20 protein-coding genes are annotated in these 19621 nt (G+C 69.6%); 5 read left to right on the forward strand and 15 right to left on the reverse strand.

What is annotated here, in order from left to right; genetic code table 11:
• The 7 genes from KDM41_08740 to KDM41_08770 all read right to left on the reverse strand — a co-directional run.
• Positions 1-644, reverse strand: a 644-nt coding sequence (locus KDM41_08740; GenBank protein ID MCB1183508.1) for a CDP-alcohol phosphatidyltransferase family protein, incomplete at its 3' end; no start/stop codon positions are given.
• Positions 641-1399, reverse strand: coding sequence for a 16S rRNA (cytidine(1402)-2'-O)-methyltransferase (rsmI, locus tag KDM41_08745; protein MCB1183509.1), 759 nt, complete (start codon positions 1397-1399; stop codon positions 641-643). The genes KDM41_08740 and rsmI, both read right to left, overlap by 4 nt.
• Positions 1396-2232: an NAD+ synthase gene (locus KDM41_08750; GenBank protein MCB1183510.1), complete on the reverse strand. Its 837-nt coding sequence runs from the start codon at positions 2230-2232 to the stop codon at positions 1396-1398. The genes rsmI and KDM41_08750 overlap by 4 nt, the downstream gene beginning before the upstream one ends.
• Before the next feature lie 26 nt (positions 2233-2258).
• Positions 2259-3707 carry a TrkH family potassium uptake protein gene (locus KDM41_08755; protein ID MCB1183511.1) on the reverse strand — a complete coding sequence of 483 codons (1449 nt, stop codon included), beginning with the start codon at positions 3705-3707 and terminating at the stop codon, positions 2259-2261.
• Positions 3704-5050 (reverse strand): Trk system potassium transporter TrkA, encoded by a 1347-nt coding sequence (gene trkA / locus KDM41_08760; protein ID MCB1183512.1) that lies wholly within the window; start codon positions 5048-5050, stop codon positions 3704-3706. Before trkA ends, KDM41_08755 begins: the two co-directional genes overlap by 4 nt.
• Positions 5051-5063: 13 nt before the next feature.
• Positions 5064-6122, reverse strand: a complete 1059-nt coding sequence (locus KDM41_08765; protein MCB1183513.1) for an aminotransferase class I/II-fold pyridoxal phosphate-dependent enzyme — start codon at positions 6120-6122, stop codon at positions 5064-5066.
• Positions 6123-6416: 294 nt separating this feature from the next.
• Positions 6417-6698 (reverse strand): integration host factor subunit beta, encoded by a 282-nt coding sequence (locus tag KDM41_08770; GenBank protein MCB1183514.1) that lies wholly within the window; start codon positions 6696-6698, stop codon positions 6417-6419.
• Between the two features lie 492 nt (positions 6699-7190).
• Between KDM41_08770 and KDM41_08775 the strand changes: the two genes are divergently transcribed.
• Together KDM41_08775 and KDM41_08780 are read left to right on the forward strand one after the other, a co-directional pair.
• Positions 7191-7607, forward strand: a complete 417-nt coding sequence (locus KDM41_08775) for a hypothetical protein (GenBank protein ID MCB1183515.1) — start codon at positions 7191-7193, stop codon at positions 7605-7607.
• A gap of 121 nt (positions 7608-7728) precedes the next feature.
• A complete protein-coding gene (locus tag KDM41_08780; GenBank protein MCB1183516.1) occupies positions 7729-8136 on the forward strand; it encodes a hypothetical protein in 408 nt (135 codons plus the stop codon).
• A 12-nt stretch (positions 8137-8148) separates the two neighbouring features.
• Here the strand turns inward: KDM41_08780 and KDM41_08785 are convergent, their stop codons facing one another.
• Entirely contained in the window at positions 8149-8829 is a 681-nt protein-coding gene (locus tag KDM41_08785) for a site-2 protease family protein (protein MCB1183517.1), read from the reverse strand.
• Between the two features lie 7 nt (positions 8830-8836).
• Entirely contained in the window at positions 8837-9979 is a 1143-nt protein-coding gene (locus KDM41_08790) for a glycosyltransferase family 9 protein (GenBank protein ID MCB1183518.1), read from the reverse strand.
• A 178-nt stretch (positions 9980-10157) separates the two neighbouring features.
• Here KDM41_08790 and KDM41_08795 point away from each other — a divergent pair, with 178 nt between their 5' ends.
• Positions 10158-10406 (forward strand): hypothetical protein, encoded by a 249-nt coding sequence (locus KDM41_08795; protein ID MCB1183519.1) that lies wholly within the window; start codon positions 10158-10160, stop codon positions 10404-10406.
• Here KDM41_08795 and rsgA read toward each other — a convergent pair.
• The gene (gene rsgA, locus KDM41_08800) at positions 10401-11465 is read right to left on the reverse strand and encodes a ribosome small subunit-dependent GTPase A (protein ID MCB1183520.1); all 1065 of its coding nucleotides are present in this window, start codon (positions 11463-11465) and stop codon (positions 10401-10403) included. The genes KDM41_08795 and rsgA overlap by 6 nt on opposite strands.
• Positions 11466-11556: 91 nt before the next feature.
• On the opposite strand from rsgA, the gene KDM41_08805 reads away from it, so the two are divergent.
• Together KDM41_08805 and KDM41_08810 are read left to right on the forward strand one after the other, a co-directional pair.
• Positions 11557-12018: a PTS sugar transporter subunit IIA gene (locus tag KDM41_08805; protein ID MCB1183521.1), complete on the forward strand. Its 462-nt coding sequence runs from the start codon at positions 11557-11559 to the stop codon at positions 12016-12018.
• 2 nt (positions 12019-12020) lie between these two features.
• Complete coding sequence (locus tag KDM41_08810; GenBank protein ID MCB1183522.1) at positions 12021-12359, forward strand: hypothetical protein; 339 nt, start codon at positions 12021-12023, stop codon at positions 12357-12359.
• A gap of 108 nt (positions 12360-12467) precedes the next feature.
• On the opposite strand, the gene KDM41_08815 is transcribed toward KDM41_08810, so the two are convergent.
• The 5 genes from KDM41_08815 to KDM41_08835 all read right to left on the reverse strand — a co-directional run bounded on the left by KDM41_08815 (position 12468) and on the right by KDM41_08835 (position 19620).
• A complete protein-coding gene (locus KDM41_08815; protein ID MCB1183523.1) occupies positions 12468-13514 on the reverse strand; it encodes a hypothetical protein in 1047 nt (348 codons plus the stop codon).
• A 38-nt stretch (positions 13515-13552) separates the two neighbouring features.
• Positions 13553-15136, reverse strand: a complete 1584-nt coding sequence (locus KDM41_08820; GenBank protein ID MCB1183524.1) for a hypothetical protein — start codon at positions 15134-15136, stop codon at positions 13553-13555.
• 12 nt (positions 15137-15148) lie between these two features.
• Positions 15149-16111 (reverse strand): hypothetical protein, encoded by a 963-nt coding sequence (locus tag KDM41_08825; GenBank protein MCB1183525.1) that lies wholly within the window; start codon positions 16109-16111, stop codon positions 15149-15151.
• Positions 16112-16451: 340 nt separating this feature from the next.
• On the reverse strand, positions 16452-17702 hold the full coding sequence (locus tag KDM41_08830; GenBank protein MCB1183526.1) for an ATP-dependent Clp protease ATP-binding subunit: 1251 nt from the start codon (positions 17700-17702) through the stop codon (positions 16452-16454).
• 199 nt (positions 17703-17901) lie between these two features.
• A complete protein-coding gene (locus KDM41_08835; protein MCB1183527.1) occupies positions 17902-19620 on the reverse strand; it encodes a bifunctional metallophosphatase/5'-nucleotidase in 1719 nt (572 codons plus the stop codon).
• Between the last annotated feature and the right edge of the window lies 1 nt (position 19621).

Below are 19621 nucleotides of genomic sequence, written 5' to 3' on the forward strand. Positions count from 1 at the left end.
TCGGGTCCGGCCGCGGCGGCCGGCGTCGCGGCGCCCGGCCCGGCGGCCCGCGGTCCGGGCAGCTTCGCCGCCACGTGCACCATCCGCTGGACGGTCGTGCCGAGGGTGGCCGCCGCGAGGAACCACAGCACCGGCACGACGGCCCAGCGGCCGAGCAGCAGGGCCAGCGTCAGCAGGATCACCCGCTCGGTGCGCTGGAAGAAGCCCACCTGGCAGGTCTCCCCCACGCCCTCGGCCCGGGCCCGCACGTAGCTGGTGGTCAGGCTCCCGACCACGGTGGCCGTGATCAGGACCAGGGCCGTGGCGTCGGCGCCGTAGGGATCGCGGGCGAAGTACCAGGTCAGGCCGGCGAAGAGGAAGGCCTCGCCGAGGCGGTCGAAGCAGGAATCGAGGAATGCGCCCCGTTCGGAGACGGTGCCCTGCAGGCGGGCCAGGTCGCCGTCGAGCATGTCGAAAGCCGAGCCGATGACGAAGACCAGGGCCCCGAAGAAGAGGCTGCCCCGCGCGACGATCAGGCCGGCCACGGCGGTGATGGCCAGGCCGACGAACGACACGGTCAGCGGGGTGAAGCCGAGACGGTCCAGGGTGAGGACCACGGGCTTGACCTTGGCCCGCGCGTCCCGCTTGAACTCGGCGAAACTCATGTGTCTTCTCCTTTGCGGCGGGATCCGGTCCCGCTCACGACCAGGACCAGTTCGCCCTTGAGGCGGCTCCCGTTCATGATCTCCAGCAGTTCGGCGGCGGTCCCCCGCGGGGTTTCCTCGTGCAGCTTGGTGATCTCGCGGGCCACGGCGAGCGGGCGCCCCGGCGCCAGTTCGGCCAGGATCTCGAGGGTCGAGCGGATCCGGTGGCACGACTCGAGCACGAGCACGGTGCCCGGTTCGGCCAGCGCCTCGGCCAGGAAGGCCCGGCGCTGCCCCTTCTTCCGCGGAGCATACCCCAGATAGAGGAATCGGTCCGGTGAAAATCCGGACAGCACCAGCGCCGCGAGCGTGCTCGACGGGCCGGGGATCACGGTCCAGGGCAGGGCCGCCTCCCTCAGGGCCTGCACCAGCGCGTAGCCCGGATCCGAAATGCACGGCATGCCCGCGTCGCTGACCACGGCCACCCGCTCGCCGGCGGCCAGGCGGGACACGATCCGCGGCACGACCTGGCGCTTGTTGTGGTCGTGGTACGGCACCAGGGGCACCCGCAGGCCGTAGTGCTTCAGGAGCCGGCCCGTGTGGCGCGTGTCTTCGGCGAACACCACGTCGACGCGGGCGAGCACCGCGAGGGCGCGCAGGCCCACGTCGGCCAGGTTGCCGATGGGCGTCGCCACGAAATGGCACACGCCGGCCGGCGGATCGAATTCCGGCAGCGCGACGGCCGCCGGTGCGGCGCCGGGGCGGTCTTCGCTCAATGGAAGCCCCCGTCCTTGCCGCCGGTGTCGCCGAAGTCGGCGCCGGCGCGGTCGGGATCGACGCGGCCGGGGAAGTCGCACACGGGGGGCGCCTGGCGCTTGAAGGCCATGGCCCGCACGCGCCGGCCGACCTTCACCACGAGTTCGTCGGTGAAGCCGAGCGCCCGCAGCTGCCCCGCGCCCAGCCCCTCGTCGACCATGTGCACCAGCAGGCGGTCGACCTCCTCGTAGGTGACGCCGAGCTCGTCCTCGTCGGCCTGGCCTTCCCACAGGTCGGCGCTGGGGGCTTTCGTGAGCACGGATTCGGGCAGCCCGAGGTGGGCGCACAGGGCCCGGATCTCGGTCTTGTAGAGCTGGCCGATGGGGTTCAGGGCGCAGGCGTTGTCGCCGTACATGGTGGTGTAGCCCAGCAGCCCCTCGGTGCGGTTGCCGGTGCCGAGCACGAGGGCGCCGTCGCGGGCCGAGCGGTCGTAGAGCACGATCATGCGGCAGCGCGCCATGACGTTGCCCCGCCGCACGCGGTCGTCGCTGGCGAAGGCGGCCAGGAAGGCGTCGGCCATGGGCGTGATCGCGACGGTGTCGGCGGCCATGCCGAGGGTGTCGGCCACGGCGCGGGCGTCGGTCAGGGACGCGGCGCTGCTCGTGGCGTAGGGCATCATCACGCCGGCCACCCGGTCGGGGCCGAGAGCCTGCACGGCCAGCCCCGCCGCGACGGCCGAGTCGATGCCGCCGGACAGCCCGATCACGAGCCGGTCGCGGCCGGATGCGGCGAGGGTCTCGCGGATGAACGCACCGCAGCGCTCGACGGCCGCGGCGGGATCGATCCAGTTCATGACGTCACCTTTCGGTTGGGCGGCGCTCAGCTGCGCCGCCAGGCCTCGGGCAGGAGCAGCACCAGCACGGTGAAGATCTCGAGCCGCCCGATCAGCATGAAGAGCACCAGCAGCCACTTCTCCCAGCCCAGGAGCGCGGAGTAGTTGCTGGCCGGACCGACCAGCCCCAGCCCCGGGCCGATGTTGCCCAGGGTGGCGGCCGTGGCCCCGACGCTGGTCACCAGATCGCGGCCGCCGAGCGTGAGCACGACGACCCCGGTCACGTAGACCAGCAGGTAGAGCAGGAAGAAGCCGAGCACGTTCGTCAGCAGCGCCGGCGAGAGGGCCCGGTCGTTGAACCACAGGGTATACACCGCGCGCGGGTGCAGCATCTTCTTCAGCTCGTACTTGGCGTGGCGCAGGAGGATGAAGACGCGCATGACCTTCACCCCGCCGCCCGTGGACCCCGCACAGCCGCCCACGGCCATCAGGATCAGGAGGATGGCGTGGGCCACCGGCGGCCATTGCAGGTAGTCGGCGGTGCCGAAGCCGGTGGTCGTGATGATCGAGACCACCTGGAAGAGGCTGTGCCGGAGGGTCGTGCCCCAGTCGGGATAGAAGCCCGTCACGAGGAGCGAGCCGCCGATGAGCGCCGTGCACACGAGCACGATCGAGCCGTAGAAGCGGAACTCCTCGTCGCGCGCGTAGACCCGCACCCGGCCGGTGAGGGCCAGGTAGTGCAGGGAGAAGTTGGCCCCCGCCAGGAACATGAAGACGATGATGATCCACTCGACGGCCGGCGTCGCGTAGCCCCCCACGCTCTGGTTGTGGTTGGAGAAACCGCCCGTGGCCATGGTGGCGAAGCTGTGGCAGACGGCGTCGAAGGGCCCCATGCCGGCGATCACCAGGGCCAGGAACTCGAGCAGCGTGAGCAGCACGTACACGCCCCACAGCAGCTTGGCCGTCTCGCGGATGCGGGGCGTCAGGCGCTCGGCCACCGGCCCGGGCACCTCGGCGCGGAAGAGCTGCATGCCGCCGACGCCCAGCAGCGGCAGGATCGCCAGGGCCAGCAGCACGATGCCCATGCCGCCGAGCCAGTGGGTGAACGCGCGCCAGAAGAGGGTGCCGTGGGTGCGGCTCTCGATGTCGGTCAGGATCGAGGCCCCGGTGGTGGTGAAGCCCGAGACCGATTCGAAGACCGCGTCGGTGAAGGACGGGATCTGGCCGCTGAACCAGTACGGCAGGGCCCCGAGCAGCCCGACGCCGAGCCAGCCGAAGGCCACCACCGCGAAGCCCTCCCGCACCCGCAGCTCGGGCGCGTCGCGGAGCACCGCCAGCAGCAGCCCGCCGACGCCGATTCCCACCGCCGCCGCGTAGAGGAAGTGGGGCCAGTCGGGCTCGCGGTGGGCGGCGCTGACCACGGCCGGCAGCAGCAGCGAGCCGGCGGTGACCAGCAGCAGGAAGCCGAGGACCTTCAGGACCGAGCGGATGCTCACGAGGCGCCGCCCGAGAAGAAGCGCACCACCGCATCGACTCCCGACGGGAGCGCGAACACCACGACCTGGTCGCCGGCCGCCAGGACCGTCGTGCCCTCGGGCGTGAGCACGCGGCCGCCCTTGAGCACGGCGCCGATCACGGCGTCGGCGGGGAAGGTGAGCTCCATGAGCTTGCGGCCGAGCCAGGGACAGCCCGGCGCCACCTCGAGCTGCAGGATCTCGGCGCCGCTGTAGCCAAGGCTCTCGGCGCTGATCACGGCCCCGCGCTGGACGAAGCTGCCGATCCAGTTGGAGGTCGACAGGCGCGGCGAGATGGCGGCGTCGACGCCGAGCAGGGGCAGCAGGGGCACGTAGTCCGGCCGGTCGACCAGGCACACCGTCTTGGCGGCGCCGTGGTGGCGGGCCAGCAGGCAGGCCATGATGTTGGTCTCCTCGTCCTGGGCCACCGAGACGAAGCCGTCCATCTCGGACACGCCCTCGGACTCGAGCAGGTCCGAGTCGGCCCCCTCGCCGTGCAGCACGAGGGCCCCCCGGAGCTGCTCGCTGGCCCGGCGGCACTTCTCCTCGTTGCGGTCGATGATCTTCACCTTCACGCCGGCGGCGACGAGGTCGCGGGCCAGCTCGCGGCCCATGGCGTTGGCGCCCACGATCATCACGCGCGAGAGGCGGCGCTGCCGGGCCTGGAAATAGTACAGCGAGCGGTTCACCGTGCTGCGCGAGCCGGCCATGTAGACCTTGTCCTCGGCCTGGATCACGGTGCGGCCCGTGGGGATGAGCGTCTCCTCGCCCCGCACGATGGTGATGACCAGGGCCAGGCGGGCGCCCAGCTCCCGGTGCAGCTCGGCGAGGGTCCGGCCCGCGACGCGGCTGTCGGGTTCGACGCGCGCGCCGATGACCCGCACCTTGCCGTGGGCGAAGTCGTGGATCTCGGTGGCGCCGGTCTGGAAGAGCACCTCGCGGATGGCGTGCACGGCCTCATGGTCGGGGTTGATCGCCATGTCGATGCCGTCGAGGAGCAGGCGGTGGTCCTGGAAGTAGTCCTCGTTGCGCACCCGGGCCACCTTCACCTTGGCGCCCAGGGCGTGGGCCGTCTGGCACGAGATGATGTTGATCTCGTCGCTGTCGGTGACGGCCGCCACGAGGTCGCAGTCGGTCATGCCGATGTCGCGCATGACCTGCGGGCTGACGCCGCTGCCGGTCACGAACCGGCAGTCCAGGTCCTCGATGACCGCGTCGAGGCGCTCCTGGTCGCGCTCGACGAGGATCACGTCGTGCTCGCGGCGGCTGATCATCCGGGTGAGCTCGTAGCCCACGGATCCGGCCCCGATGATGACGATCTTCACCTGCGTGCTCCGATCAGTTCGCGGGTCCCGGCCACGCGTTCAGCGCCGCGACGGCCCGATCGACGGCGGCGGCGGGGGTATCCAGGTTGGGGATCAGGCGCACCCGGCCCGGCCCGAAGCCCACGCCCCGGACACCGGCGGCCGCGAGGTGGGCGAGAAGGTCCGCGTCGCCCCCCGCTCCGGCGACGGTGAAGATGACGATGTTGGTCTCGACCGCGTGGGCGACCCGCAGATGGGGATGACGCGTCTCGGCGGCGAGACGGCGGGCGTGGGCGTGGTCCTCGGCCAGGCGCGCGAGCTGGTGGGCCAGGGCGTAGCGGCAGGCCTCGGCGAGGATGCCCACCTGGCGCATGCCGCCGCCGAAGACCTTGCGGAAGCGATGGGCCCGCGCGATGACCGCGGCATCGCCCACCAGGACCGAGCCCACGGGCGCGCCGAGTCCCTTGGAGAAGCACACGCTGATGGTGTCGAAGGGCGCCGCGAGGGCGTCCAGGGCCAGCCCCGTCGCCACGTGGGCGTGCCAGAGTCGGGCGCCGTCCAGGTGGAGGCGCAGGCCGCGGGCATGGATCTCCTCGCCCAGGCGCACCAGGTCGTCCTGCCGCTGGATGATGCCGCCGGCGTTGTTGTGGGTGTTCTCGACGCACACGAGGGCGGGCGGCGCGCAGTGGACGTTGTCGGGGTTCAGGGCGGGCGCGACGCGCTCCCAGTCGAGGCGCCCGTCGGGCGTCGGGACACAGGTGAGCTGGACCCCGCTGAGCAGGGCCGGCCCCCCCGCCTCGTAGCGGTAGATGTGGGCGCCGTCCTCGAGCACGACCTGGTCGCCCGGCCGGGTCTGGGCCTTGACCGCGAGCTGGTTGCTCATGGTGCCGCTGGGCACGTAGAGCGCCGCTTCCTTGCCCAGCAGCGCCGCGGTCTCCTCCTGCAGCAGCCGGACGGTGGGATCGTCGCCGAACACGTCGTCGCCGACCGGCGCGGCGAGCATGGCGGCGCGCATGCCCGGCGTCGGGCGGGTCACGGTGTCGCTGCGCATGTCGACGAGGTCGGCGCCGGCGACGGTTGGCGATGCGGACATGGGGATTTCCTCCGGCGGGAGCGCGGGGCGGCTTCGGGTTCCGGGGCCTAGGATACGCGCCGGAACCGTCCGACCCCAAATCCTAATTTCCCCGGCGCCAACGGAAAACCGGCTCTCCCGCCTCCCGTGTCGGCCGGGGGGCGCAAGAACCGGTTCCGGTGTGGTGGCCGTCCGGCGGCGGCGGGTCGGACGCTCCCTCCGTGCCGCTCCGCAGCGGGAGCGATCGACCCGGCGCAGGTTGCGGAGCTTTCAGGTCGTCGGGCCATCGGGCTTCGCAGCGAATCGGACCCGGAGTCAGATCGTGTCGGCGACCTTGTCCTTCAGCATCTTGGAGACCTTGAAGACCGGCACCTTGCGCGACGGGACCGGGACGGCCTCGCCGGTGCGGGGGTTGCGGGCCATGCGCTCCTTGCGCTCCTTCACCTTGAAGGTCCCGAAGCCCCGAATTTCCAGGTGCTTGCCCGCCACCAGCAGGTCTCCGATCTTCTCGAGGAAGAGATCCACCGTCTCGGCGACTTCCTTCTTGGTCAGACCCGTCTTTTGGGCAATGTCCTCAACGATATCGGCCTTGGTCATGGCAAGCCTCCTATCCTGGTCATTGAGCCGTCACGGTCTTCTTTCAGGCGTGAATTCCGCTGGATTCGATTCACATCATTACCCATAAACCAAAACCTGTCAAGGGCTTTAAGCGACTCGCACCCGGCCCGTCCCCGCCGCCGGGGCAGGCGCCCGCCGGCCTCCGGGCGCCCCCACGGGACGCCGGAATTGACGGGCAAGTTGCAATCCCGACGCGCTCGGGGTCGCGCATATCACAATCCGCAAAAGACCCGATGGCTCCGCGTGATTCCCCGCGCGTCCTCCACGATGCGTCTAATGGATTGAAAAACCTGGCAGTTGCCCGAAGGGGCGCAACGCGTCACCTGGTGGCACCGCCTTTGCAGCCGGGGCCTCGTGGACGCGGCAGGCCGGGCAGCAACCCTGAACAACTGTGCCACTGCAACGGATCCCGGCCTGCCGCAACCACAAGAGACCATCGGGCAACCAAGCGAATCGAAGGAGGACCATCCCATGGCAAGCAACAAGAAGATCCTGGCTCTGATCTGCATGACCCTCGCCGCCGTCGCCTTCACCGGCTGCAGCGACGACGCCGCCACCCCGGCCGCTCCGGCCATCGACACCGCTCCCCCGGCCGTGCCGGCGAACGTCGACCTGGAGTACAGCGCGGGCGCCGCGGTCCTGAGCTGGGACACGAACACCGTGGACAGCGACCTGGCCGGCTACATCGTCACCCGCGAGCGCAACGGCGTCAGCCAGACCCTGGTCGGCACGCCGTCCCTGATCCACACCTACGTGGACACCGCTCCCCTGCAGGGCGCCAGCATGTACCACGTCTTCGCCGTCGACAACGCGGGCAACGAGAGCGCCGTGACCACCTCGTACCTGACGATCGAGAGCGGCCACGCCATGTCCGACCTGTCGGACTGACATTCCGGAGATGGTTCCCATTCGCTGGGTGAATCCAAGAGCCTTCCGCCCCGGCGGAAGGCTCTTCCGGTTGGCGACCCGGCGGGGAACCGGGACTCGAGAGGGAAGCCGAGGACGAAACATGAAGACCATCGCATCGCTGCCGCTGCTGATCCTGACCGCGCTGCTGACCGGCTGCGCCGCCGAAGGGCCGCTGGCCCCCGCAGTCCCCGTCGCCGACACGGCCCCGCCGGCCGTCCCGGTGGGGCTCGAGGCGACCACCAGCCGCTCCCACGTGAAGGTGAACTGGCGGCCCAACACCACCGACGCCGACTGCGTCGGGTACCACGTCTACCGCCTGGCCTACGGGCAGGTGTGGCCCCAGACCACCGAGCCGGTGACCGAGGCCCGCTGGCTGGACCCGGCGCCGCTCTGCGGCCCTGCGGTGTACGCGGTGACGGCCGTCGACCGGGCGGGGAACGAGAGCGCCTGGGCCCAGGTCCGTCACAACTTCGTGCCCGAGACCCCGGTCGCCGCGTCGGCGCGCTGAGTCCGACCGGCGTCAGGCCCCGAGCGCCGTCGCGATGCCCTGGGCCAGCTTGAAGTAGGGGTTGGCCGCGGCGAAGAGGGCGCCGGTCATGACGCCGCCCACGGGGGTGTAGCGCATGAGGACGAGAAATCCGACCACCAGCAGCATGCCGTAGCGGCGCAGGTTCTCGTAGCGGGCGCGGGGCGCCGGCGGCAGGAAGCGGCTGAGGATCCAGCTGCCGTCCAGGGGCGGCAGCGGCACCAGGTTGAAGAGTGCCAGCAGCACGTTGAGCATGATGCCGGTCTGGCCCATGGAGAAGAAGAAGCGGCCGAGGGTGGGCCCGTCCCCGGGCTGCGGGAACCCGGCGACGCCCACCGTCACACCCAGGATCAGGGCGAAGAACACCGCCAGCAGCAGATTGCTCGCCGGACCGGCCGCCGCCACCTTCGGGTGGTCGTTGTCCGGGTGGTTCAGGCGTCCGGCGTGCACCGGCACCGGCTTGGCCCAGCCGAACATGATGCCGCCCGTCAGGGAGAGCAGCACCGGCACGACGATGCTGCCGATCGGGTCGATGTGGGGGATCGGGTTGAGGGTCAGGCGCCCCTGCTCGTAGGCGGTCGGGTCGCCGAGCCGCCACGCGGCCCAGCCGTGGGCCACCTCGTGCACCACCACCGAGAAGACCAGCACCAGCACGTTCACGACGATCATTTCCACGGCGACCTCACTTCGCGACGGCCCGACCGGGCAGGCCGGACCACGCCATCCACACGGCGTCCGGGACGATGGTTTCCATCCAGCCGAACTCGGGGCCGACGGCATCGGCTGCCTGGCCCGGCGACCTGACGACCACGACCTCGGGGGCCGGGGGTTTCCAGAGCGCCGGGTCTGTGGGCCCGAAGAGGGCCACCGTCGGCACCCGCAGGGCGCCCGCCACATGCATCACGCCCGTATCGTTGCACAGGAAGCGGTCGGACCGCTGCAGCAGGGCCGCCCCCACGCCGACCGGAGCGGCCGGGGCGACGCGCAGGTCGGGCCCGAGATCGGCCGCCAGCAAACGTTCCAGCTCGGCCAGGGGTTCCCGGTCGGCGGGGCCGTGCAGGATCAGCACCTGGTGTCCCGCCGCGCGGGCGCGTCGGGCCACGGCGGCGAAACCGGCGGCCGGCCAGATGTTCTGGGCCTTGCCGGCGCCCGGATGCAGGGCCCAGAAGCCGGGCCTCAGGCCGAGCGCCGCGAGCACCGCGTCGGCCGCCGCGCCCTGGGCCGCGGTGGGGACGACGAGAGGCCGGGGGTCGTCGGTCGTGATCCCGACGGCCGCCAGGGGCGCCAGGTTGTGCTGCACGGCGTGGCGGTCCATGACGGGGGCCGCGGGCAGCTCGAGGCTGAAGACGTGGCGGCTGACGTCCCAGCCGAAGGGTCGGCTGTCGGCGCCCACGATGTGGCGGGCGCCGCTGGCCGCGGCGATCCAGGCGCTCGTCACCGAGAACGAGACGCTGCTCAGGACGAAGGCCAGCTCGGCCCCGAAGCCGCGCAGGTCGGCGAGGAAGCGGAACAGCCGCACGGGATTGCGCCACACGCGCCGGTCGAAGGCCACGATGCGCTGCAGGTGGGGATGCCCCTCGACCACTTCCCGGTTCACCGGCGCCGTCACCAGGGCGATTTCCGCCTCGGGCCAGGTCTCGGCCAGGGCCCGGAAGGTCGGGGTCGCGCACACCATGTCCCCCATCTGGTTGTGCTGGCGCACGATGAGGATGCGGCGGGGCCTCAGGGCGCGCAGGGACCCGGGCGTCAGGCGGGGCCGCCGCATCAGGCGGGCCAGGGCACTCGAGAGCCGGTACTTGAACTGGCGGGTGGTGGGGGCGGACATCGGGTCCCGGTCTCCAGGGGAGGCTGCTGGGCCGTCCCGTTCGCTTGACGCCCGAACCCGGTCGAGGTGGGGCGACGATTCGTTGCTGGCACACCACTTGCGACGGCGGCGCGGAACCGGCCCGGTTCCGGCGGCCCGCCCGGGGTCGCCGACGGGGGCCGGGACGGGAAGGAGACCCATGCATCCGGTGTTGCGCGCGGGCGGCCTGCTGCTCTATGTCGGCGTCGTCGCCCTCGGAATATATGAAACGGCGGCCAAATCGCCCAGCATTCTGGGCACCCGCCTGCCCGGCTGGGTCGCAGCCGACCGGGCCGAGCGGAGCACCCGCTGGAATCCCCCCACCGGCTTCACCCCCCTGGACCGGGTCCTGCACGAGGGGGAAGAGGCCGTCAAGTTCTACGGTTTCCTGACCGGTCTGCGGTCATGATCTGCCGCCCGGGCGCCGCCCCGCCCGGGTCTGCCGCTCCTCGAGTCCCGCCAGGAGGGCCAGATAGGCCTCGTGTCGCCACGGCGGAATCTCCCCCAGGGCCACCGCGTTCTTGACGCCGCAATCGGGCTCGTCCCGGTGCAGGCATGAACGGAATCGGCAGGCGCCGGACGGGTCCCGGAAATCCGGGAAGTGCTCGCGCACGTCCAGGATGTCCATGTCCCAGGGGTCGAAACCGCGGATGCCCGGGCTGTCGGCGATGAAGCCGCCGCCGCGCAGGGGAAAGAGTTCGGTGCGGGTGGTGGTGTGCCGGCCGAGGCCCGTCTTCTCCGTGACCTCGTTGACCCGCAGGCGCAGGCCCGGCTGGATGGCGTTGAGCAGGCTGCTCTTGCCCACGCCCGAGGCGCCGATGAGCAGGCTGATGCGGTCTGTCAGCACCTCGCGCAGATCGTCCACGCCCCGGCCCGACGCGGCCGCCGCCCACACGACCCGGTACCCGAGACCCTCGTAGTAGCTCCAGCGGGCCTCCTCGGCCGCCAGCTCGCCGTCGGCCACGAGGTCGGTCTTGTTCAGCACCAGCACCCCGGCCACGCCGAAGCGCTCGGCCGCCACCAGCAGGCGGTCGACGAACCCCGTCTGGGGGGCGGGATCGCGCAGGGATTGCACGGCCACGACCTGGTCGAGATTCGCCATGAGGACCTGCTCGATGTGGCCGCCGCTGCGCCGGGCGGCCATCCGGCTGATGCGGCTGCAGCGTTCGCCCACCTCGGCGATGACGCCCGTCGGGGGATCGGCCGCCGCATCCCCGATCTCGATGACGACGCGGTCGCCGACCACGGCGACGGTCTGGCTCTCGCGGGGCCCCTTTTTCAGGCGCCCCCGCACCTGGCAGCGCCAAGTCTCGCCATCGACGGCCACGAGGCAGTGGCCGCCCGTGGCCCGGATGACGATCCCCTCGCGGCGGTCGTCCTGGCTGGTCTTCGTCTCGGCGCCGATGGCGCACCTCCCGGGATCCGGAAAACGGGCCCAGCGGCGTCTCCGCGGGCCCTGAGCGGCCAATTGCACCTTGTTTATCGGTTGGCCATGGATTAGGTTGTCCGGGACGAAGTGTGACATAATTCCCCCGCTGACTCAAGGTGGTGCGGCGCTCATGGACATTGCCGAGGTTTTGAAGCACACCTCCCCCGATCTCTTCCTCCCCGACCTGCAAGCCACGGACAAACAGGGTGCTCTCGCCGAACTGGTCGAGGGTCTGGTCGCCGGTACCGAGATCTCCAACCCCGACACCATTCTCCAGATGCTGCAGAGCCGCGAGGCCCTCGGCAGCACCGCCGTGGGACCGGGCATCGCCTTCCCCCACGGACGCACCCTCGCCGTGCAGCGGCTGACGGTGCTCATCGGCCGCCACCAGGCCGGCGTCGACTTCGACTCCGAGGACGGCAACCCGACGCACCTGTTCTTCGTGCTCATCGCGCCCCCGCAGGACAGCGGCCACCAGTACATCAAGTCGCTGGCCGCGCTGATCGACCGGGTGCAGAACGCCGGGCTGCGCGAGAAGCTGATGGCCGCCGAGAACTACGAGACGTTCTGCGCCGCCATGAAGGAGGACTAGCCATGCATCCCCAACTGCAACTGCTGGTCGCCCTGCAGGACCTGGACGAGATGATCCGCGAGACCGAGGAGCAGGGGTCCGAACTGGAGGACCTCGGCTTCAAGCACGGCGGCATCGAGGAACTGAAGAAGTCGCGCGAGGACCTGGCCGGCCAGATCGAGCCCGGCCACCTGAGCTGGTACCGCCGCCTGACGGGCAAGTTCGGCCACGCCGTGGTGCCGGTCGTCAGCAACCTCTGCACCGGCTGCTTCGCGAACATCCCCTCCTCGTTCGTGAGCAAGACCAACGAGAACAAGGTCCAGAAGTGCGAGAGCTGCGGGCGGCTGCTGTACTGGCCGTAGCCCCGGCGCGCACCGCACGGAAAACGAGAAGGCCCGGATCCTGCGATCCGGGCCTTCTCTGCGTGAGGGGTGTCCCGGCGCCGGGGCGCCGGGACCGTTCCGTCCGGTCTACTTGGCCGGCGCGCCGCCCAGCGCCGCGATCGAGGACGTCAGCAGGTCGTGGATGTAGTTGGGATTGTGCACACCCATGCTGCGGTCCTCTTCCACGTTGATGAAGTTCCAGGCCGCACCGACCTGGACCTCGGTGCCGCGGGCCCCGGAGATGGGGTGGCCGTCGACGTCGACCAGGCCGAGGGTCTCGAGAAGGCCGTGCAGGGTCTCGAGCAGTTCGGCGGTTTCGGTCTGGACGCCGTTCACGTCGAAGTCGACGAGAGCGTCGTGGCAGCGGTTGCAGCTGGCGACGTTCATGTCCCCGGCGGTGTTGCGCTGCTGGAAGGAGTGGCCGCCCAGATCCACGACCGGGTTGGCATTGCCATGGCAGCCGAAGCAGCGGGTCATGCCCTCGACGTCATGGGCCGGCGGCACGTCCGTGCGGTAGGTATAGCCATCGAAGTGGTAGCCGTTGTTGCCGTAGAACATCTCGCCCTGCGGACCATGGTGGCCGCCCCAGTGACTGCTGGTGATCCTCACCTGGTCCAGGGGCACGCCGCCGACGGTGCTGTCGGGGAACTCAGGCGCCAGGGCGACATCGACCGCGGTGCGGGCAACGTGGCAGGCGGTGCAGATGTTGGACGAGCCGATGTCGCGCATCAGGCCGTTCGACAGGGGCTGGGGCTCATTGATCCGCAGCGCGAAGTCGCCGGTGGTGTGGGGGGCGTGACACGCCCAGCAGCCGATCGTGGTGGCGTAGGGCACGTCGGTGGCGCCGTCCAGACGGGCGACGAAGCCGGCACCCGAATGGCAGCCGGAGCAGCCGTTGCGGCCGCCGGCGTAGCCCACGTAGGCGCCGATGCCGTGGTTCGAGAACGACCACTCGAGCTGCTTGTCGGTCAGGCCGTACTGGTCGGTTTCCGGATCGTCCGTATGGCAGTTGAAGCAGTTCGAAGCGCCGGGATCGATCTGCTCGACGGTGGTGATCTCGCGGGTGCAACCGACGAGCGCCAGCACGGCCACCAGGGCCATGATGATCAGGGTGAGATTGCGACTGGTCGACATGTTCGGTTCCTCCTTGGAAGGTCCTTGGTTGGCTGTGCTCAATCGATCGAAAGCTTGTAGCCCACGTTCAGCCAGACCACGTTCGCCGTGTAGTAGCGGTCCAGCAGCAGGTAGTCGTCGTAGTTGTAGACGTTGTATTTGACCTGAACGAAGTAGTCGCGCGCGACGGTGTACTCGCCCTCGAACATCAGGATCGACTTCTCGATGTCGAGGTCGCCGCCGATGTTCAGGTAGGTCAGGCCCGCAGCGAGGTCGAGGTTCCTGACCGCCGTCAGGTCGACCCGCGCCGAGACACTGCGGTTGTCGGCGTAGAAGCCGGCCGCCCGGTCCTGGTAGTCGTCCTCGCTGTACGTATAGTCGACGCTGACGGCACCCAGGCCCGGCCGCTCGAGCCGCCCGAAGGCGCTGTAGCGCACGCCCTCGGCCTCGACGTCCAGCACGGTGTACTCGCGCTCGCGTTCGGCGTAGGACAGGCCCAGGGTGAGGTTCTCCACGGGCTCGGACTTGAAGCTCGCCTTCAGGCGGCTGGCCTCGATGTCCTTCAGGAGGGTGCGTTCCTCCTGGTCGCCCTTCTCGCTGGCCGCGTAGCTGACCTGCAGCCGCGCCACCTTGCCGTGGTTCAGGGCGAAGCCGGCCCGCCAGTCGTTGTAGTCGGTCAGGGTATAGTCGTCACGGGTCACATAGCCGTAGCCGCCGAAGACGCGGCCGTACTTGTGGTACCAGGTCAGGTCGAAGTCGTTGCGGAACTCGTCCGTCTGGAAGGTTTCCGCCTCGTCCTCCACCCGGCTGGCCAGGAAGCGGTACTTGAACTGCAGGTCCCGCGCGGGGCGCAGCAGCCCGAGGTACTGGAAGTTGGACATGGTGTAGTCCAGGCCGGGCTCGACGAGCTCCTGCTTGCCGTAGGCCGCCCGCACGTAGTGGGACAGCAGTTCGGGGAAGAAGTAGCACGGCCCGCTGGCCCGCACCGAGAGCACGTTGCCCGAGCGCTCGGCGGCGTCGTTGAGGTCGTCGGTGAACGACGTCCCGCGCCAGCCCACGGCCAGGCGACGACCGCCGCCGATGCCGTACTCGGCCTCGACGTCGCTCTCGAAGATGTTGTAGTCGTAGTTGCCGCCCAGCACGCTGGTGGTGCCGGCAGGGTAGCCCAGCCGGTCGCCCTCACGGGTCTGGTAGCCGAAGTTGGCGGTGATGCGCGCCCGGTTCGACGGCGTCACGTGCACGCCGACCCGCCAGTCGCGCCGCTGCGACGACACGGAGCCGTCCGCGTCGTAGAGCTGGCGGTGCTGGCCGTAGCGCACCGTGAGCTTGCCGAGATCCTGCACGCGCCAGGTGAAGAGCCCCTTGCCGCTGTCGCGGTTGATCTCCTGCAGGTCGAGCAGGAAGGATCCGCGCGAACCCGAGGTGCCGGTCAGGCGCACCTGGGACACGGAGAAGCCCTCGTACACGTTGTAGGTCTCCTGGATGGCGGCCATGTTCCGCGCATCCTCGTCCTTGATGACGGTTCCGAGCTTGACGACGCCGTTCACGTTGCCCGCCGCCGCGGTCTGCGCGAGCAGGAGCAGCAGCAGGAAAGCCGTCACCAGGCCCGACCCGACATTTCTGTTCCGATCCGTCCTGAGCATCCGTCTACTCCTCTACTGCGAGTGGCAGCCGGCCACGAAACAGCCCTGCGCCTCGAGGGTCGGCGTCAGGAACAGGCGGCTGGTGTAGGAACCGTGGATGTCGACATGGCACTCGTTGCAGGACACGCCGGCCCAGTCGGTGCCATGTTGCGAATTGAAGTTGTGCTTCGGCACGAGGTGGCACTGGGAGCAGAGCTGGAAGTGCGGCCCCTCGTAGGGCTGGTTCAGCATGCGCGGCAGGTCCGACCCGTGGGGGTCGTGGCACGTCACGCAGCCGCCTTCCTCGGTCGACCAGTCCAGGGTGGCCTGGTGCTCGTAGGGGAAGGGTCCGCGCAGTTCCATGTGGCAGGTGTAGCAGGCCTCGTTGCGCGGGTTCGACGCCAGGGGCGCCGTGTTGTCGTCGGTGGCCAGGTGGCAGTCGCTGCAGCGGACGATGCCCTCGTCGACCGGATGCCGGTACGAACGGGCGAAGTCGGCGCGCTGCTCCCCGTGGCAGGTGTAGCAGAGGCCGCTCTGGGTCTGCTTGAGCTGGCCCGCGGGCGTGCCGCCGTGCACCTGGTGGCAGTCGGTGCAGGACACGCCGGCCGCCGCATGGGGGCTCTGGGAGGCCTGGTTCTCCTGGTGGGGGCTCCGGTGGCACGAGGTGCAGGTCGTGCCCGCGTCGGTGCCGGGCACGGACATGGGGTGGGTCGCGGGGTCGTCTTCCCAGTGGGCGGCCACGCCGGCGTGGCAGTGCGTGCACGACACCCGGGTGGGCGCGGCGTCGCTTCCGTGGCCCATCACGGCGTGCGGACCGGCCGCCAGGGCCGCTCCCGCGTCGTCGTGACAGTCCAGGCACGTCGCGCTCTCGCCGGCGGCGTCGGGCGCGGAAACGGCGGGGTCGGCCGCCCAGGCCGCGCCGGCCACCAGCAGCCCCACGGCCAGCGCCAGTCCGGCGACGGTCGTCCCCACCGCGTGGGTTTTCTTGGTCAGCAAGTCACTCACCTCGGGGTTCGGGTCCAAACCGTTGGCTCGGGAGCGGATCGCTCCCAGCGCCATCCTAGGGTTTCGCGGAGGGCGCCGTAAACCTTTAGTTGAAATTTTAACAAGTTTTCGGCCAAAAGCGAAGCGGAAAAATGGGCCATTAACCTATTTATTTGTAATCGATTGTGAGGTCTGAAATCCGAATTCAAATTCAACTGTGACAAGTTTGTGGCCATTGTGCCCTGCCGGAGGGCAAAACCTGCCAAATTTTTGTCGTTTCCGTGTCGTCGGTGGAACAGCAAACGCCCCGGCCGCGGGGCCGGGGCGTCGCATCGGGTCGGGTCGGGGCGGATCAGTCTTCGGCGCCGGTCATGGCTCCCGCGTTGGCGACCACCTGGGTGATCTCCTCGACGATCTCCTTCTTCTCGCCGCCGTCGTCCTTGACGCCCAGGTCTTCCTTGGCCCAGTCGTTCTCCGGGAAGGGGCCGAGGCTCTCGAGCTCCTCCCAGCTGGTGACGCCGGTCTCCTTGCGGAAGACCAGCGCGGGTTCGCCGGCATCGGTGTCCACGTCGACGGTGATCAGGTCGCCCTTGCGGATCTGGTCGCTGCAGATGTGGTGGCTGATCGGCGTGACGATCTCCTTCTCCACGACGCGCTTCAGGGGCCGGGCGCCGTACTGGATGTCGGTGCCGCGCTCGACCAGGAACCGCTTGGCCTCCTGGGTGATCTCGAGCAGGAAGGGCTCGGCGCAGAGCAGCGACCGGTGGTGCACCTGGGCGATGAGGATGTCCAGGATGCTGTACAGGTGCTGCTCCTTGAGCGTGTGGTAGGTGATGATGTCGTCGAAACGGTTGAGGAACTCGAAGGGGAAGACCTTCTTGGCCTCCCGCATGGCCGCCTCCTCCACGTCCCGGTCCATCTTCTCGCCGCTGATGCCGGTGTTGAAACCGATGCCGTTCTGGGCCAGGTGGGCCCCCATGGCCTCCGAGCCCACGTTGGTCGTCAGGACGATGATCGACTGGCGGAAGTCGACCTCCTCGTTGTTGCCCAGCACCACGGTGCCGTCCTCGAGAATGCCCAGCAGCAGGTTCCACAGCTTGGGGTGGGCCTTCTCGATCTCGTCGAAGAGGATGATCGACAGGTGCTTGTCGCCGTCGGGCGGATAGAGGCGGGCCAGCTTGCTGTCGGGCTCGCTGATCATGCCGGACTGGTTGTCCAGGGCCTTGCGGTGGTGGCGGTCGATGTTCTCCTGGCTCAGCAGCGGCCGGATCTCCCCGCCGACGTAGCCCGGCGGCGAGCCGAGGAGCTTGGAGATGTTGTAGTGGGCCGAGTACTCCTGGCAGTTGACCCGCGTGAAGGCCCGCTTGTTGCCGAAGACCGTTTCGGCCAGGGCGCGGACGGTCTCGGTCTTGCCGACGCCGGTCGGGCCCATGAACATCATCGTCAGCAGGGGGCTCTCGGGATCGTGCACCCCGGCGATGAGGCGACTGAAGCTGTCGGACAGCTTGTCGATGGCCTGGGGCTGGCCCACCACCATCTTGTTCATGTGCATCGTGAAACGGACCAGCTGGTCGTTGCGCTTGGCTTTCTGGAGGGTCTTCACGTCCATGTCCCTTTGTCTGGCGACGGCGCGTGGTCGCGGGCCGGCGCGGTTTCGGACTTCCCTGTCCGGGGCGGGGCCTCGAAGCAGAAGCCCGTCCCCTGCTGCATCCATCGGATGGGCGGGGACGGGCTTGAGCGGGAATTTCGCCGCCACGTCACCGTAAGTGACGCAGAGACATGGATTTGCAAAAAGTATTACCTTATGGCAAGTACTCCTGCTGCAGGTAGGGCGCCTGCGCATGACCGATGGACTCGGTCCAGCGGTCGTCGATGCGCGGGCGCACCGGGCTGTGGCGGCGGACGTATTGCTCGACGGCCTCGGCCGTGGTCACGCCGGTGGGCGTGACCTGGCTCGGCGGGATCGTGGTCAGGCGGTCCAGGCCGCTGTTGCCTTCCATCAGGAAGTTCGTCACCACGACCTTGTAGATCCGGTCCGGATCCCAGGGCTGCCCGCCGATCTCGAACTCGACGATCCGGTCCCACTCGGGACGGGTCGTGTCGACGACGATGCGGGCGCCGCCGGTGTGGATGCCGCTGGCGCGCCCGGTCAGGCGCCGCTCGACGACCCAGCGCACCATGCGCCCGTCCATCTCGACCAGGTCGAGCTCGTTGCCGAAGGGCAGCACGCTGAAGATGTCGCGCACCGTCAGGTCACCCTGGGCGATGTCGGCCCGCAGGCCGCCGCCGTTCTGGAAACTGAAGTCGGCGCCGAACGTCTCGACCATGGCGTCGGTGACGAGGTTCGCCACGAGGTTGGCCCCCGGGTCGCCCCGGCCCATGGAGATGGCCGCCTTGCCGACGATGGAGTTCATCTTGGCCTCGGCCTCCTCGTGGTAGGGCCGGATGACCGCGGCGATCTCCTCGTCGGGCCACCACTCGTCCTCGAAGAGGGTGACGAGGCTGCTGTCCTCGCGCGGGGCCTCCCAGCCCAGCAGCGTGCCCGTGGCCCGGTCGATGAGCAGGATGGCGTGGCCCAGGCTCGAGCCGTTGCCGAAGCTCTCGAAGCACATGGTGTGGTGCATCGGGTCGATCCACGGCTGGTGATAGCCGCGGTGGGTGTGGCCGCCCACGGCGACGTCGATGCCCGGCACGACGTTGACCAGTTCCATGAGGTTCATGCCGCCGGCCGAGTGGTTGCTGCCGTAGCTGCCCTGGGTGTCGTCGGCGCGGCCGTCGTTCTCGCCGGCGATGCGCTTCCAGCCCTCGTCCGGGTCGTACGGCAGGCCCTCGTGGATGGCCAGCAGGATCAGGTCGGCGCCCTGCGCGCGTAGCTGGTCGCGGTACTTGGGAATGGTCTCGGCCATGGGCAGGAATTCGAGCCCCGTGATGTTGTCCGGGAAGCTCATGCGCTCGGTGCCCGGCGTGATGATGCCGATGACGCCCACCTTCAGGCCCTGGTAGTCGAGCATCAGCGTCGGCTGCACCCAGTCGACGTAGGTGCTCGTCGAGTCCTCGTAGAGGTTGGCGCAGATCCAGGGGAAGTCGGACATGCGGGCCAGGCGCTCGGTGTTCACGCGGCCCATGTCGAAGTCGTGGTTGCCGGGCACCACGAACTCGTAGCCGATGGCGTTGTAGTACTTCACCACGGCCTCGCCCTGGGTGTTGTTGCCGATGGGCGTGCCCTGGAAGATGTCGCCCACGTCCATGAGCAGCACCTCCTCGCCGGCCGCCGCGGCCTTCGCCCGCACTTCCTTGATGTAGCGGGCCGCCGAGGCGCCGCCACCCAGCGGTGGCGGGTGCTCCGGGTTCATGAACTTGGCCGCCTCGGGGGCGATGTGGCCGTGCATGTCGTTGGTCCACATCAGGTGCAGGCGCAGGATGCCGTCGTCCTGGCGCCCTTCGCCCCGGACGCCGCCGGCCGCGAACGCGAGGCCGAGCAGGACGGCGCCCAGGAGCAGGCGATTGCGGGGATTCTTCATC

The organism is bacterium (assembly GCA_020440705.1).
Lineage (GTDB): Bacteria > Krumholzibacteriota > Krumholzibacteriia > LZORAL124-64-63 > LZORAL124-64-63 > JAGRNP01.

What these genes read in the sequence shown, in the direction of transcription:
- KDM41_08750 (MCB1183510.1), bottom strand. Translation starts at nt 2,232, where the DNA reads ATGAACTGGATCGATCCCGCCGCGGCCGTCGAGCGCTGCGGTGCGTTC.
- KDM41_08765 (MCB1183513.1), bottom strand. Translation starts at nt 6,122, where the DNA reads ATGTCCGCATCGCCAACCGTCGCCGGCGCCGACCTCGTCGACATGCGC.
- KDM41_08770 (MCB1183514.1), bottom strand. Translation starts at nt 6,698, where the DNA reads ATGACCAAGGCCGATATCGTTGAGGACATTGCCCAAAAGACGGGTCTG.
- KDM41_08775 (MCB1183515.1), top strand. Translation starts at nt 7,191, where the DNA reads ATGGCAAGCAACAAGAAGATCCTGGCTCTGATCTGCATGACCCTCGCC.
- KDM41_08780 (MCB1183516.1), top strand. Translation starts at nt 7,729, where the DNA reads ATGAAGACCATCGCATCGCTGCCGCTGCTGATCCTGACCGCGCTGCTG.
- KDM41_08790 (MCB1183518.1), bottom strand. Translation starts at nt 9,979, where the DNA reads ATGTCCGCCCCCACCACCCGCCAGTTCAAGTACCGGCTCTCGAGTGCC.
- KDM41_08795 (MCB1183519.1), top strand. Translation starts at nt 10,158, where the DNA reads ATGCATCCGGTGTTGCGCGCGGGCGGCCTGCTGCTCTATGTCGGCGTC.
- KDM41_08805 (MCB1183521.1), top strand. Translation starts at nt 11,557, where the DNA reads ATGGACATTGCCGAGGTTTTGAAGCACACCTCCCCCGATCTCTTCCTC.
- KDM41_08810 (MCB1183522.1), top strand. Translation starts at nt 12,021, where the DNA reads ATGCATCCCCAACTGCAACTGCTGGTCGCCCTGCAGGACCTGGACGAG.
- KDM41_08815 (MCB1183523.1), bottom strand. Translation starts at nt 13,514, where the DNA reads ATGTCGACCAGTCGCAATCTCACCCTGATCATCATGGCCCTGGTGGCC.
- KDM41_08820 (MCB1183524.1), bottom strand. Translation starts at nt 15,136, where the DNA reads ATGCTCAGGACGGATCGGAACAGAAATGTCGGGTCGGGCCTGGTGACG.
- KDM41_08835 (MCB1183527.1), bottom strand. Translation starts at nt 19,620, where the DNA reads ATGAAGAATCCCCGCAATCGCCTGCTCCTGGGCGCCGTCCTGCTCGGC.